General features: G+C 39.2%; 12 protein-coding genes and 1 pseudogene. 6 read left to right on the top strand and 7 right to left on the bottom strand.

The window, feature by feature from the left end; genetic code table 11:
* Positions 1-81: 81 nt before the first annotated feature.
* From BV372_RS37830 to BV372_RS23620, 3 genes are all read left to right on the top strand, one after another.
* Complete coding sequence (locus tag BV372_RS37830; RefSeq protein WP_256973417.1) at positions 82-216, top strand: hypothetical protein; 135 nt, start codon at positions 82-84, stop codon at positions 214-216.
* Between the two features lie 558 nt (positions 217-774).
* Positions 775-1,155, top strand: coding sequence for a hypothetical protein (locus tag BV372_RS23625; protein ID WP_086688938.1), 381 nt, complete (start codon positions 775-777; stop codon positions 1,153-1,155).
* A 53-nt stretch (positions 1,156-1,208) separates the two neighbouring features.
* On the top strand, positions 1,209-1,604 hold the full coding sequence (locus tag BV372_RS23620) for a nuclear transport factor 2 family protein (RefSeq protein ID WP_179198204.1): 396 nt from the start codon (positions 1,209-1,211) through the stop codon (positions 1,602-1,604).
* A gap of 116 nt (positions 1,605-1,720) precedes the next feature.
* On the opposite strand, the gene BV372_RS23615 is transcribed toward BV372_RS23620, so the two are convergent.
* Positions 1,721-2,185: a hypothetical protein gene (locus BV372_RS23615; RefSeq protein WP_086688937.1), complete on the bottom strand. Its 465-nt coding sequence runs from the start codon at positions 2,183-2,185 to the stop codon at positions 1,721-1,723.
* Positions 2,186-2,930: 745 nt separating this feature from the next.
* Here BV372_RS23615 and BV372_RS23610 point away from each other — a divergent pair.
* Positions 2,931-4,013 (top strand): class I fructose-bisphosphate aldolase, encoded by a 1,083-nt coding sequence (locus tag BV372_RS23610; protein ID WP_086688936.1) that lies wholly within the window; start codon positions 2,931-2,933, stop codon positions 4,011-4,013.
* Positions 4,014-4,498: 485 nt separating this feature from the next.
* Here BV372_RS23610 and BV372_RS37825 read toward each other — a convergent pair whose 3' ends face one another.
* The 3 genes from BV372_RS37825 to BV372_RS23590 form a co-directional block, all read right to left on the bottom strand.
* A complete protein-coding gene (locus BV372_RS37825; RefSeq protein ID WP_086688935.1) occupies positions 4,499-4,792 on the bottom strand; it encodes a hypothetical protein in 294 nt (97 codons plus the stop codon).
* Positions 4,793-4,804: 12 nt separating this feature from the next.
* Entirely contained in the window at positions 4,805-6,109 is a 1,305-nt protein-coding gene (locus tag BV372_RS23595) for an AMP-binding protein (RefSeq protein ID WP_086688934.1), read from the bottom strand.
* A 197-nt stretch (positions 6,110-6,306) separates the two neighbouring features.
* The gene (locus BV372_RS23590) at positions 6,307-6,975 is read right to left on the bottom strand and encodes a ribonuclease (RefSeq protein ID WP_086688933.1); all 669 of its coding nucleotides are present in this window, start codon (positions 6,973-6,975) and stop codon (positions 6,307-6,309) included.
* 312 nt (positions 6,976-7,287) lie between these two features.
* Here BV372_RS23590 and BV372_RS23585 point away from each other — a divergent pair, with 312 nt between their 5' ends.
* Positions 7,288-7,950, top strand: a complete 663-nt coding sequence (locus tag BV372_RS23585; RefSeq protein ID WP_086688932.1) for a CAP domain-containing protein — start codon at positions 7,288-7,290, stop codon at positions 7,948-7,950.
* A 268-nt stretch (positions 7,951-8,218) separates the two neighbouring features.
* Here the strand turns inward: BV372_RS23585 and BV372_RS23575 are convergent, their stop codons facing one another.
* From BV372_RS23575 to BV372_RS23565, 3 genes and pseudogenes are all read right to left on the bottom strand, one after another.
* Positions 8,219-9,727 (bottom strand): UbiD family decarboxylase, encoded by a 1,509-nt coding sequence (locus tag BV372_RS23575; protein WP_086688930.1) that lies wholly within the window; start codon positions 9,725-9,727, stop codon positions 8,219-8,221.
* A gap of 563 nt (positions 9,728-10,290) precedes the next feature.
* A pseudogene (locus tag BV372_RS23570) lies at positions 10,291-10,782 on the bottom strand (ABC transporter permease subunit); the annotation flags it as partial.
* Complete coding sequence (locus BV372_RS23565; protein WP_086688929.1) at positions 10,782-11,795, bottom strand: PstS family phosphate ABC transporter substrate-binding protein; 1,014 nt, start codon at positions 11,793-11,795, stop codon at positions 10,782-10,784. The gene BV372_RS23565 and the pseudogene BV372_RS23570, both read right to left, overlap by 1 nt.
* A gap of 411 nt (positions 11,796-12,206) precedes the next feature.
* On the opposite strand from BV372_RS23565, the gene BV372_RS23560 reads away from it, so the two are divergent.
* Positions 12,207-12,986 (top strand): phosphate ABC transporter ATP-binding protein, encoded by a 780-nt coding sequence (locus tag BV372_RS23560; protein WP_086688928.1) that lies wholly within the window; start codon positions 12,207-12,209, stop codon positions 12,984-12,986.
* The last annotated feature ends 492 nt before the right edge of the window (positions 12,987-13,478 follow it).

The raw sequence follows: 13,478 nt of genomic DNA, 5'->3' as shown, positions 1-13,478 counted from the left end.
AACCTACTCAAGAAAAAATTGAGTAGATTATGAGTAAGAAAACCTCTTAACATCAAAAATTTATAGAGAGGGTAAGTAATTATGTCTGTACGTTACAACCAAAATAATGCTCCCTTAGTGAAAGTAGTTTACTCTCAAGTTAAAGTTAATGGCAAAATTCAGTTAGTACCATTAGAGCTATATGCTGATGGTTCGCTAAAGCGAGCTATGGGATGAAATTTAACATTTATTGTGAAATTAGGCATTAAGTACGGGAATCAGGGGATAGTGTGAAAGTATGGAGCGAATGTAATTCGCTACTATACAATTTAAATTGGCTTTGAGTTTATTAAGGTCAACACCTTCCTTATAACCGCTCTCGGAGTGAAGTATTAGAAAAGCTGGCTTTTCAAAGCCTTATTTTGTGGGATTGGTATGTGTGCAAAATAAACGGCGGTTTTTAGTCACCAAGGAATTTATTTAATGAGACTTCTCAAATCTTGTTTAATACCAATTCCACAAATTACAGGTGCAAACTATTATTCTCTGCTTCCCTACTGCCTATTTGAAGCACCTGAAAGTTAAAGTGTATAAATGTTAATTAATCTTTCAATATTCCACTAAGTTTATTAGAGCCTAGTACAGTACGGCGTAAATAAACCACCCATTGAAAATGTCTGAAACCCTTGCGAAAAGGTAATTACGAATTACGAATTCCGCGCAGCGGTACTAGTATTAGGTTTGGTTTACACTATAAAATACGCTTTTATACTTACTGACCAACCTTAACTAAAAATGAAACTGGTGGAATTATCCCAGGGAACGTTAGAGAAAATTAAGTCTGTGCGATGGGATAGAACCATCGAAAAACACGAAGGTCCAGAAGATTGGGCTATGGTTCTGCGATGCTCTGAGCCAGAGTTTATTATGGTTGAAGGAAAGCCTGTGCTTTTACCTGTAGAAAAGTCTCATCACGCTAATATTACAATTCTCCGTGCAATTTTTAGTATTGATGGCAAGTCTTTAACTCTATTTCTCAAAGACACAACTTTTGATGATGATCCTTTTTTTTCTGGCTTTATAGCAGTTTGCGATCGCGTTGTAGAAGAAAATTTCTTTTTGGCTATTTTATACCATGAATGGTTTGTGATCGAGCGATCGCCTGTCTTAGAATAAATTTTGCGTTCTCGCACAAGTCTACTGAACATCAGTTGTGATTGGGAAAGATAATGAGCCAAGCAGAAAATACTTTGAAAGTTGCCCAGCAGGCATTTGAGCATTTTACACATGGTCTAGCAACAGGCGAATGGCAAGAGTTTCTAGATATACTTACAGAAGATTTTACCTTTTGGTTTCCAATGGGTAAATTTCACGGTATGAATGAGGGAAAAGAACGAGCTAAAGAGTTTTTTCAGTATGTTAATGCATCTTTTAATCCTGGTATAAAGTTGACTTCCCTAGACCGTGTTACCAGTAATGACACGACTGTTGTGTTTGAGTTTCGAGATGAGGGACTATTACTAGGACAACCTTATAAAAATCGAGTAGCGGTCTCTTTTGATGTGCGTGGAGACAAAATTTGTGCCTATCGAGAATACTTTGGTAGCGATGGTAAATCGTATTAAACAAGTCAATCCACATATTCAGTAGAAGCACAACAATTTTGTTCCCCAACTGCCTAGTTTATATTAATTAAATTTGCTCTAAAAAATTGAGAAATGATTTGAGAAAGAAGAATTAGTTAATTATTCTCAAAGTTTGGTTGATTGATTTCTTTAGATTTAGCCTCTGCGGCTTGATATGCATCCAAGTAATTTTGACCACCCAACATTACATCACCGTAATACTCATAAGGTGGGTCGCCATAAATTGGTAGAGGATCATCTTCGGGATAATCTTCTTGCGATTCTTCGATGATTGCTTTTAGCTGCTTAACAGTGAAGCTTTCTGCCGGAAAATAATAAAGCTGCTGGGAATTTTTTTGCAGATAAGGTAGGGTGGGATCGACAATAGAGTCCCCTAGTTCAATCCAACCGTGTTCAATTGGTTGGTATGGCTTCCCAGGAAAAACTAAAAATCCCTGGACATACTTTGCTCCCTCAGTCGCCAATGCTGCTCTATAAGCATTATCAAAGGTTTTTTTTGCCTTGCTTTTGATGCGTTGAGAAATTTCAACCGAAAGCGCTTCGTCCAATGGTTTATTCATCGATAAAAAGGAGTCAAGCAGCTACTCCAATATTTTACCACTCGTAGGGCTTGCATATTTAAGTTACTTAATTAGACGACAAAGGCAAATATTAATTAACTTTGTAGTCAGCACTTCAGAGTTTAAAAAAATATATATGAATAGCGAAAACTCACACCTGAGCAAAAATTTGAATTAGTTTAGCAACGTTTAAACCGTAGCTATCCTGCCCATTCGCCACCACATTTACTGAAAGATAAATCTTTTTACTGGTTGTGAACTGAAAGACTTTACTAGTCTTCGTTAACGCTTTAGGTAGATACAGAGAGGTTTTCAGGCGTGTTTACCACGCCTCAGACTATCTATGCAGTCAAAATCATCGGCAATTAGCACCAGGCCTTGTTGACCTTGCTGTTTAAGTTTAGCGATCGCGTCTAGGTTTTTCTTGAATCTAAATTAATCATTAAAAATATTTCTCGTAAACCTCTGTTAATTGTAATTTCTACCTAAAGATATATTGCTTAAAAAAAAATTCTTTATTTTAATTAAACTTAGAGATATTATATCTACTTTTCTTACTTTGCGATTTTTGGCTGCTTCCCTATTAGAAAAATCTCCGAACCTCTACATTTGGGTTAATAAAAGTATTGTTCACAAGTCAAATAAGATTTGTGCAGAATCTCGACTGCAATTATTAGTAAGTTATAAATAGTAAGAGTATTATCTTAAAAGCAAGGTCATTTACTCAATTTTTGAGGAAAAAACTATGACTGCAACCCTCTTAGCAGGTAGTTCTATCGAATCTTTCTTAGGTAATGAAGCAGAAGACCTGCTCACATACAAAGCAAAAGTTTCTCAAGATTTACTACATTTACCAAGTCCAGACTTTATAGATCGAGTTTGGATAAACAGCGATCGCAATCCTCAAGTATTGCGTAATCTCCAGCAACTATATTCTACTGGTCGTCTGGCATATACTGGTTATCTCTCCATTCTCCCGGTAGACCAAGGTATTGAGCATTCAGCTGGAGCATCGTTTGCACCCAATCCGATTTATTTTGATCCAGAAAATATTGTGCGGTTGGCAATAGCTGGAGGTTGCAATGCTGTTGCTACGACTTTGGGAGTTTTAGGCAGCGTTTCGCGCAAATATGCTCATAAAATCCCCTTTATAGTCAAAATAAATCATAACGAACTGTTGACTTTCCCCAATCAATTTGATCAAGTATTGTTTGCCGATGTAGAACAAGCTTGGAATTTGGGTGCAGCAGCAGTAGGCGCAACGATTTATTTTGGTTCAGAACAGTCCACTAGACAAATTCAGGAAATTAGCCAAGCTTTTAAATATGCTCATGAACTGGGCATGGTAACTATCCTCTGGTGCTATCTGCGTAACAACGCTTTTAAACAAGATAAAGACTATCATGTTGCTGCTGACCTGACCGGACAAGCAAATCATTTAGGTGTAACAATTGAAGCCGACATTATTAAACAGAAGTTACCAGAAAATAATCATGGTTACGGCGCTGTAGCGAAAGCAACTGGTGAATCTTATGGTAAAACCAACGAGCGAATTTACACAGATTTGACAACCGACCACCCAATTGACTTAACTCGTTACCAAGTACTGAATTGCTACTGTGGACGTGCGGGGTTAATTAATTCTGGTGGGGCTTCTGGTAAAAATGATTTTGCAGAAGCGGTTCGCACTGCTGTAATTAACAAACGTGCTGGTGGTACAGGATTAATTTCTGGGCGTAAAGCATTCCAACGTCCGTTTGAGGAAGGAGTGAAACTGTTTCACGCCATTCAAGATGTTTATCTATCACCAGACGTGACGATAGCTTGATGCTTAGAAAATAGAAAGAAAAATTAAATAACCAGGTGGGCTATTTGTCCACCTTTATTTTTATGGTCACTCATTTTAATTTGACAACTTTTACTAATCACCTTAGCGCGAAAAGATAGTAGTATTAGGATTCAGGATCTCTCCCTAAGTATCCTCAATACTTCTTCTAAACCTGCTTTTAAATCCCTGATATCACCCTTGATTTGTCTGATATCGGCTTTGACTTCGCGCATGTCCGAAGCCAGTCCAGTAGCTAAGGTTATTGTCCGGGCTATTGCTACTTGTGATGTACCTATGTTCCAGGTTGGATCTTCAGATTGGTCACATCTTCTGTAAGGTTGTTTAACCTAGTGTAAATATGATCAAATCTAGTATCGTCTGTAATTGTTACAATTATTCTCAAAGCAAACTTCTTGCTTTCTATTTGGATAGCTTTTAACACTCGATACTTGAGTTTTAGCCGATCAATATTTCATATTTTTTAACTAACCACCATAAATTCTCTTTTCATAACCTACCCATTCTTTTTCTCGTAATAGATACTTTTGAATTTTGCCAGTGCTGGTTTTGGGCAAAGTAGTAAATTCAATAGTAGTAGGACATTTAAAAGCAGCAATTTGATAACGGCAAAATTGGATTAATTCTTGTTCTGTAACTTGCGCTCCCTCTTTAAGAGTAACAAACGCTTTGGGTACTTCACCGCGCTTGGCATGAGGTATGGCAATAACAGCACACTCTAACACGGCTTCATGGCGGTAAAGACATTGTTCAACTTCAATACTAGAGACATTTTACCCACTAGTAATGATGATATCTTTCATGCGATCGCGTACTTCAATATAACCATCGGGGTGCATCACTGCTAAATCGCCGCTATGAAACCATCCTCCTCTAAATACCCTTTCGGTTACTTCCGGGTCATTATAATAGCCTGTCATCACCATATTGCCTTGCATCACCACCTCCCCCATTGTTCGCCCATCAGGCGGGACATCATTCATATTTTGATCTACAACTCGCAAACCATCTGCACTTATATAAGGTACGCCTTGACGTGCCATGAGTTTTGCTTTTTCTTCAATTATTAAATTGTCCCAATCTGATTGATATTCGCAAACTGTATAAGGACCATAAACTTCCGTTAAACCATAAACGTGAATAATTTTTGCGCCAATTTCGGTAATTTTTGCAATCAATGTTGGCGAAGGTGGCGCGCCGGCTGTAGTGATAGTTAGAGGTTTCTCTAATAATTGCGGACAGTCTGGATGGTTCACAAGGGAAATTAAAATTACAGGTGCAGCATTTAAATGAGTTACTTCCTCTTGTTGAATTAACTTCCAAACATTACCAGGGTTAAATTTCCGCAAACAAATATGAGTACCACCAATAGCAGTTACCGCCCAAGTAAAACACCAACCGTTGCAGTGAAACATGGGCAAAGTCCAGAGATAAATTGAGTTAGGCGTTAATGTTGTTTCTATTATTTCTCCTAAAGAATTAATATATGCACCTCTGTGAGAGTACATCACACCTTTGGGTTTACCTGAAGTTCCACTAGTGTAATTAATAGAAATTGTCTCCATTTCATCTGTAATTACCCAAGACAAGGGTGTAGTATTACCAGTTAGCAGAAAACTTTCATAATCCTCACTATCTAGAGGCTCAAATCCTTCTACATCACTAATATTTATTATATGTTTGACGGTTTCTAGATTATTTTGAATCGGTCGAATTATATTTGCTAATTCTGTATCAACAAAGAGAAACTTAGCACCGCAATCATTCAAAATATAAGCGACTTCTTGGGGAGCTAACCGAGTATTAATAGATACTATTACACCTCCCGCTAAAGGCACAGCAAAATGGGCTTCTAGCATAGGGGGAGTATTGAAACAAAAAAAAGCGATGCGATCGCCTTTTTCAAGTCCAGCATGACGCAGCGCTGAGGCTAGACAATTTATGCGTTCTGCAAACTCAGCATAAGTGAAGCATTTTTGATTATATATAATCGCAAGTTTATGACTATAGGCTTTAGCATTGCGTTGAATAAAAGTTAAAGGTGTGAGAATGCTGCGATAAACTGCTTCAGGGTTCATGGCTAATGCTAATAGTTAACATTCAACATTTCTGGAGCATACCATAATATAATGCAGCGAATATTAATGCATAAAAAGCATGATTCACTATTAATTTTTTAGACAAAATCATGCTTTTATAAATATTGTAATTAGCAATTAACCGCAGCTTCGCGTTTTGGTGGGCATTGCCCACCCTACAAAGTTTTATTTGTTGACTATCTAACGTTTCTCACCAAAAAATTGGGCTGTCCACAGCTTTTTTGAGAACTCTTCAATATTTCTGCACTACAAGCGCCGGGTTTACCATCTTTAGAATAGCAAAAGAATACTTCTTGCAAAAACCTTCCTGAACCAGAACAGTAAGGCGCTATGCCATCAGCGACTAATTCACTATTAGAAATTACAAATGTATTTTTTAGCCCTTGAATTGTAGTGCGGAAGGGTTTGTTAGGACGGTTATAAGCCGTAGGAATAGCGACAGATCCTTTTAATTGTTTAGATAATGCCAAATATTCTTGGGGAGTTTTACCAGAACAAGTACCATGTTTTTCCCATTCATGGCTATACAGCTTATCGCTAGGGAATAAACCCGGAAACTGCTGCTTTACTTGTAGCGGTAATTTTTCAGTAGAACAGTTAGCAGGATAACCTTTTTGGTACTGGGGCCATAGACCATGTAATACAAAACCGAGTTTCTTGCCTGATTTGCATTGTTGTTGATCGCGATCGCCATTATTTGCACAATAATCTGGTGACCAGGATAAAGTCAGTACGTAAAAATCAAACTGACCAGGAGTACCGCGATTTTGGGCACTGACGGCGTTAGGTATAGCAAAGCTAGTGATGGCTAAGGAAGATGCTATCAGGAGTTTCTTGATCTGCATATTTACAGTCAGACTTTATGTAATTGAAGTTACGCCATATACATTAACTCAGTTCAGCAAAAAATATAAAGTTATTGATAAATTGCGATCGCAGGCATTCACTATCACACTCGTTTCTGGCAAAATGCAACTAGTGCTGCTGAGTATCTACATAAAGTTGAAAAACGCTTTATTGTGGACTTTCAAGTGTTTTTAGATAGTAGATTTATTTTCGCCGTACTATAATACTGCGCAGCTTTTGCGAAATTGATCAGCACGCAATTGTAGTAGTTATTTTATGGTTTGTGCATCCCCAAAGCTTGGATAACTAAAATGAAGACAAAGAGCAAAGTTAATATTTGGTGGAGATACGTTCTCTTATTTACGGCGCTTTTAGTTTCTAGACCAACTTTTCATTTTATTAACCAGGCATTACGAGGACACCCACTCGATGTTCACTATTTCTTAAGCGAACTTTCACCAAAGAAAGTTTTTTCAGGGGGACTTGATAATGGGGATGGCGGGGCGGACTGGAAAATAGGCAAGCCAAAAGCCACAATCTGGAATGCCGAACAGTTACGTTCTCTACCAGATATCAGAAATTTTGCACTAGAACTAGTAAATCGCGACCGCGAGTTAAATAATTTGAAACCTTTGCAGGAAGATAGTTTACTTTCCCAAGCAGCACAAGGTCATGCAGAGGATATGCTGGCTCGCAATTATTTCAATCATACTTCTCTCGAAGGTAAACGCCCCCGCGATCGCTACCTTGGGGTTGGTGGTAGTCCTTATGTTGGCGTTGGCGAAAACATTCTTAAAGGTCATGCGCATGGTTTCGGTTTAACTTACGGAGAAGCTGAAAAGTTTCAACGCGGTTGGATGTACAGTAATGGACATCGGGAAAACCTCCTGACTGCTGAATACACCAAATTTGGTTATGGGATTGCAACTGGGGTAGATGGTCGGATTTATGCAGTGCAAATGTTTGCTGAATAGAAAATAAGGTAGATGGCAGAGGGCAGATGGCAGAAGGTATAAGATTTTCAGCGTTGCATAAATGCAGGATGCATTAGGATTTTTGACCAAACCTAAAGATTGATTCTTTGCGCCTTTGCGCCTACTCTTCTCCTGTCGGAGACGCTACGCCAACGAGAAGCCGCTACCGCGTCTAGGCGCGAAACAAAATTCATCTCATCAATCAGCAACGCCAGATTTTCATGTATTCCCTTCTGCCTCCTGCCTCCTGCCCTCTGCCTTCTTAATATCACCTCATATCGTAACCAAACAAATTTGGGTCAACTTCACCTAATTGCAAATCTGCTAAACCATACTCCGCCCAGCGTCTATCAACCATCGCCGCCACATCTGGATCTGATTCTAGTGGCGCACCCCATTCATGGTCGGTTTCCGGGGGAATTTTGGTGGTAGCATCAATTCCCATCCGCCCACCTAAACCAATTTTCTCACTGGCAAAATCTAAAGTATCAAAGGGTGTATTCGGTAAAATAAACACATCCCTTGTGGGGTCAACTTTAGAACTAATTGCCCACACAACTTGACGCGGATCGCGAATATTGATGTCTTTATCAACCACAATCACAAACTTAGTGTAAGTAAATTGTGGCAAAGCACTCCAAAACGCCAAAGCAGCACGCCGTGCTTGTCCGGGATATGCTTTATCAATAGAAATAATTGCGGCTTTGTAACTCAAAGCTTCCATTGGTAAGAAGAAATCGACAATTTCGGACACTTGTTGCCGCAGAATGGGGGTGTAAATTCGATTGAGTGCGATCGCCATCATCGCTTCTTCTTTCGGTGGACGACCGCTAAATGTTGTTAAGTAAATCGGATCTTTGCGGTGTGTCATACAATGAAAACGAATTAATGGCGAATCCTCGACACCGCCGTAATAACCCATGTGGTCGCCAAATGGCCCATCTGGTAAGACTTCCCCTGGCGTAATTGTCCCTTCTAAAACAAATTCTGAATCTGCGGGAACTTCCAAATCTACGGTTTTGCACTTCGCCAACTGCACCCCTGAACCACCGTAAAGTCCAGCAAACAACCATTCTGATAAATCTACAGGTATAGGTGTAGCAGCTGCCATGATAATTAAGGGGTCTACACCAAGTGCGATCGCAATTTCTAATTTCTGACCACGTTCTGCGGCTTTGCGCAAATGTCTCGCCCCACCCCGCACCGATAACCAGTGTACTGTCATCGTATTTTTAGATTGCAGTTGCAAGCGATACACACCTACATTTGGCGTACCTGTCTCACAATCCTTAGTAATTACCAGCCCCAGAGTAACAATTTTTCCAGCATCATTTACATAAGGACGTATCAACGGTAACGTATCTAAATCCAACTCTTCCCCTTGAACCACCACTTGCTGACAAGCGGGGAAAAAGTCCCGTCCTGGTTTAGCTTTGATTACATCAAACAGCACTTTACCAAAATCGATCGCTTGGGAAATCTTCTTAGGCGGTTTAGGTTGTTGCAGCATACTCAGCTTTTTACCCAAGGTTTCTAATTCCTCTGGATGCTGCATATTCATTGCCCAGCATATCCTTTCCACAGTTCCCATCAAATTTACTGCTACTGGGAAGGATGCGCCTTTGACATTTTCAAACAATAACCCCGGCCCACCTTTTTGCAGCATCCGGTTAGAAATCTCAGCTATCTCTAAATCTGGATCAACTAAAGCTGAAATCCGCTGTAATTGTCCTCTTTCTTCTAGAAGTTTGATGAATCCCCGCAAATCTCTCGCCATTGTTTTAGTAATACTGAATAATTAAGAACTGTGAAGCGCTTTCTTATATTATTAGTCATTCTTCGCTTTATATTCCCGATCGCAATCTTCAGGAGTACCGAGTATTGAGTTCTAAGTGGGGATCTCACTCATTACTCGTTACTCGATACTCAGCACTATTTCGGTCACTGCTAGGATTCGCCAGTTCGCCCTGTCTGTTTGAGGCTGGGTTGTACTTAACTACAACTTAACCTATTTCTTTACTTTTCTTAACTACTGATGACGCACAATTTAGTTAACCTAAATAAGGATAAAGCATTATTTATTACAAATAAGCGCTAACCTGATCAAACATGGCCAGAATATACGACACTTCCCTGGCAGGCGGTTCATTAAAGTGACCTCTGCTGGGTTTATCTATTTTTTTATTTACTTGTGCCATAAAAGACATTTACTTCAGGTTCAAGCGAATAATTGATTGCTGTAGTGTTGTTTTAAATAGTGAGTAGTGAATTTGCGATCGCAACCACAGCAGTCAACGATCTAAAATTCACTCATTTACAAACCCCAAATCTCAATCCCTATTACCCAAAACGTCCACTTACATAGTCTGCGGTTTTTTTATTTGAGGGGTTATTAAAAATCGCTTCTGTTTTATTAAATTCCAAAGTCATCAGTACGAGAGTGAGTCCCACAGCAAAAATAGTCTCGTATTCTAGAGTTCCATGTGGTAAATCGCCAAGGCTGACTGCAACGATGTAGGCAGTCATAGTTGCGGCTGGTTACATTGGGTTAAAAGTGAGATTAGGTTGCCCACCAGCCGCGATCGCTACTATCATCGTTTCGCCAACTGCACGCGAAATTCCCAAAATGTAAGCTGCTGATATCCCAGAAATCGATGCTGGCAATACGACTCGTAAGGCTGTTTGTAAGCGGGTAGCACCTGTTGCATAGGAACCCTCGCGCAGATGTGCCGGTACTGCACGCATCGCATCTTCACTAAGGGAACTGACATAGGGAATAATCATCATCCCGATGACTAAACCCGCACTCAACATATTAAAACCAGGGAAATTTATTCTTTGGCGTCACGGCTTAACAACTCGTTAATCTTTAAACCAACTGCTTCTTTACCAGCAAATACACTACCAAATCTCTTTTTATTGAAGTGACTCTGGGCAGTGGTGTAAGCTGATACTGGTAGGGCAACGTATCTTACCTCTTGAGAGAATTTAGCAGCATTCCGTAAATAAAATTGGACAAACTGCTTCACCTCTGGTTTATCAATAGACTTAGAACTGACATAGATAAACAAAGGCCGAGAGAGGGGAGTGTAAGTGCCATTTTTGACTGTAGCTTCTGAGGGCAATACACCATTAATTGACACAGCCTTCAGTTTTTTGCTGTTCTCTGCATAATAGGCGTAACCAAAATAACCAAGGGCATTCTTATCACGGGAAATACCCTGTACAAGTACGTTATCATCTTCGCTAGCAGTAAAATCACCTCGGCTAGACTTAGTTTTGCCAACAACAGCTTCAGTAAAGTAGTCAAAAGTACCAGAGTTCGTACCAGGACCAAACAATTTCAAAGGTGCATTGGGGAATCCTGAACGGACTTGGCTCCAGTTACTGACTTTACCTTGTGCCCCAGGCTCCCAAATCTTCTTGAGTTCAGCTACTGTTAGATTTTTTGCCCAGTTGTTTTGAGGGTTAACAACAACTGTCAAAGCATCATAAGCTATTGGTAGTTCTACATAACGAACGCCATTTGCTTTACAGTCAGCGATTTCTTTCTGTAAAATGGGACGAGAAGCATCTGATATATCAGTCTCACCGCGACAGAATTTTTTGAAGCCGCCCCCAGTACCAGAAATTCCAACAGTAACTCGAACTCTACCGCCTTGAGACTTTTGAAATTCTTCCGCGGCTGCTTCAGTAATTGGAAAGACGGTACTAGAACCATCAACTTTAATTGTGCTGACACTTTGGGACTGAACCGCAGACATTGATAAACCAAAGGTGGCGCTTACCAATGACATTACACCTAAGACCGTCAAGCTATTAAGCTTCAAGTTCATTTTGCTCACCAGGATACTCCTCATTTGTTGGACGTCTAATTGCCGCCCAATCAATCCAAAACCACAATAATTTTTTAAATTTAAGAGTTAGTGAACATATTAGTTAGCTGTTCACTACCTGAAATTTGACTTACTCAGGTAATATAAAAGTTAACTAGTGGTTATAGGGAGGATAACTTGTAATAGCAAGTAGAATGATTGTTTGTTAATAGCTTGATTCTTTCTTTAAAGCTCGATGAAATTAACGCAGTATCTATTTAAGGATTTCTAGCAAGCTCTACTGTTGAGAATATTTTGCTTATATCTTTAATTTTACAAATACTTTATAAATATCTCCCAGATAAAAGAGTAGAAATAACTTCATAGAGAGAGATTTTTACTGTTCTGTTAACTGACGTTTGAACTCACGCATTTGTGACCATGAGCAAATTAGTCCCAGCCATAAAAGTCAGCAACTTTAGTTTTTATTACGACGATAAAAAGATACTTGAAGATGTATCAATAGATATTTACCAAGACAAAGTTACTGCAATTATTGGCCCTAGCGGTTGTGGTAAATCTACTTTTATCAAATCGCTCAATCGCATGAGCGAATTAGAAGGACAAGTAAAGATTGAAGGCAGAGTAGAATTTTTTGGTCAAAATATTTATGAGCGCCGTGTTAACTTAAATCGGGTGCGCCGCCAAATTAATATAGTATTTCCAAAACCAAATCTCTTTCCTATGAGTGTTTACGATAATGTTGCTTATGGGGTAAAACTTGTAGGATGGCGTCCGAAAGCAGAATTAGATGAAATTATAGAATTTGCTATTAAAAGTGCTGAGCTTTGGGATGAAGTAAAGAATAAGCTACACAAATCGGCTTTGGAACTTTCTGGTGGCCAACAACAGCGGCTATGTATTGCCCGTGCTTTAGCTGTCAAGCCAAAAGTTATTTTGATGGATGAGCCTTGTTTTGGCCTCGATCCCATTGCCAGCATGAAAATTGAGGAGTTGATCCAAAGTTTACGCTCTGAGCTAACAATTGTGATTGTTAGCCACAATATGCGCCAAGTCACTCGCGTATCAGATTTTACTGCTTTCTTTCACAGTAATGAAAATCGGATTGGCAGCCTAGTTGAATTTGGTACTACTACTAAAATCTTTACTAATCCCTTGGATTACCGCACCCGCGACTATGTTTTAACACGTATGAATTAGAGTATTTCCGATGTTATTTGTTGGAATTACTTATGAAAATAGCCCAATAAATAACCAAGTTATGTATCAGTTTGCTGTGAAGTAGATACTCATTTATACAAGTAAGTTGTGGCTTATTGTGCTTGAGTTAAAAATCTTGATGCTTGCCGTTTAGTAGGATTATCCCAAAACTTAATTTGGCAATTATATTAAAATTTATGAACTACGCTTTTCAGTTTGCATACTTAGAGGTAATTATCAGCACAAAATCAGCTAAATAACAAGATGAAATGTCCCCGATGCGAATCAACTTCATATCGTAAAAATGGTCGTAGGAATGGTAAGCAGTATTACTTATGCAAAACGTGCAGGAAACAATTCTTTGAGAATCGGTTAATGGTGGATAATAATGGACATACTCCGTTAGCCTTTGCTGAAGCAACAGAACTTTCTTTAATAACCCAAGTTGCCAGTTACAAAATCAGACTGGTGAACTGGTGTCAAAAAGGCAAT

The sequence above is a fragment of the Nostoc sp. T09 genome, assembly GCF_002154695.1.
Classification (GTDB): Bacteria; Cyanobacteriota; Cyanobacteriia; order Cyanobacteriales; family Nostocaceae; genus Aulosira.
This window is presented reverse-complemented; position numbering and strand designations above follow the sequence as displayed.

What these genes read in the sequence shown, in the direction of transcription:
- BV372_RS37830 (WP_256973417.1), top strand. Translation starts at nt 82, where the DNA reads ATGTCTGTACGTTACAACCAAAATAATGCTCCCTTAGTGAAAGTAGTT.
- BV372_RS23625 (WP_086688938.1), top strand. Translation starts at nt 775, where the DNA reads ATGAAACTGGTGGAATTATCCCAGGGAACGTTAGAGAAAATTAAGTCT.
- BV372_RS23620 (WP_179198204.1), top strand. Translation starts at nt 1,209, where the DNA reads ATGAGCCAAGCAGAAAATACTTTGAAAGTTGCCCAGCAGGCATTTGAG.
- BV372_RS23615 (WP_086688937.1), bottom strand. Translation starts at nt 2,185, where the DNA reads ATGAATAAACCATTGGACGAAGCGCTTTCGGTTGAAATTTCTCAACGC.
- BV372_RS23610 (WP_086688936.1), top strand. Translation starts at nt 2,931, where the DNA reads ATGACTGCAACCCTCTTAGCAGGTAGTTCTATCGAATCTTTCTTAGGT.
- BV372_RS23595 (WP_086688934.1), bottom strand. Translation starts at nt 6,109, where the DNA reads ATGAACCCTGAAGCAGTTTATCGCAGCATTCTCACACCTTTAACTTTT.
- BV372_RS23590 (WP_086688933.1), bottom strand. Translation starts at nt 6,975, where the DNA reads ATGCAGATCAAGAAACTCCTGATAGCATCTTCCTTAGCCATCACTAGC.
- BV372_RS23585 (WP_086688932.1), top strand. Translation starts at nt 7,288, where the DNA reads ATGAAGACAAAGAGCAAAGTTAATATTTGGTGGAGATACGTTCTCTTA.
- BV372_RS23575 (WP_086688930.1), bottom strand. Translation starts at nt 9,727, where the DNA reads ATGGCGAGAGATTTGCGGGGATTCATCAAACTTCTAGAAGAAAGAGGA.
- BV372_RS23560 (WP_086688928.1), top strand. Translation starts at nt 12,207, where the DNA reads ATGAGCAAATTAGTCCCAGCCATAAAAGTCAGCAACTTTAGTTTTTAT.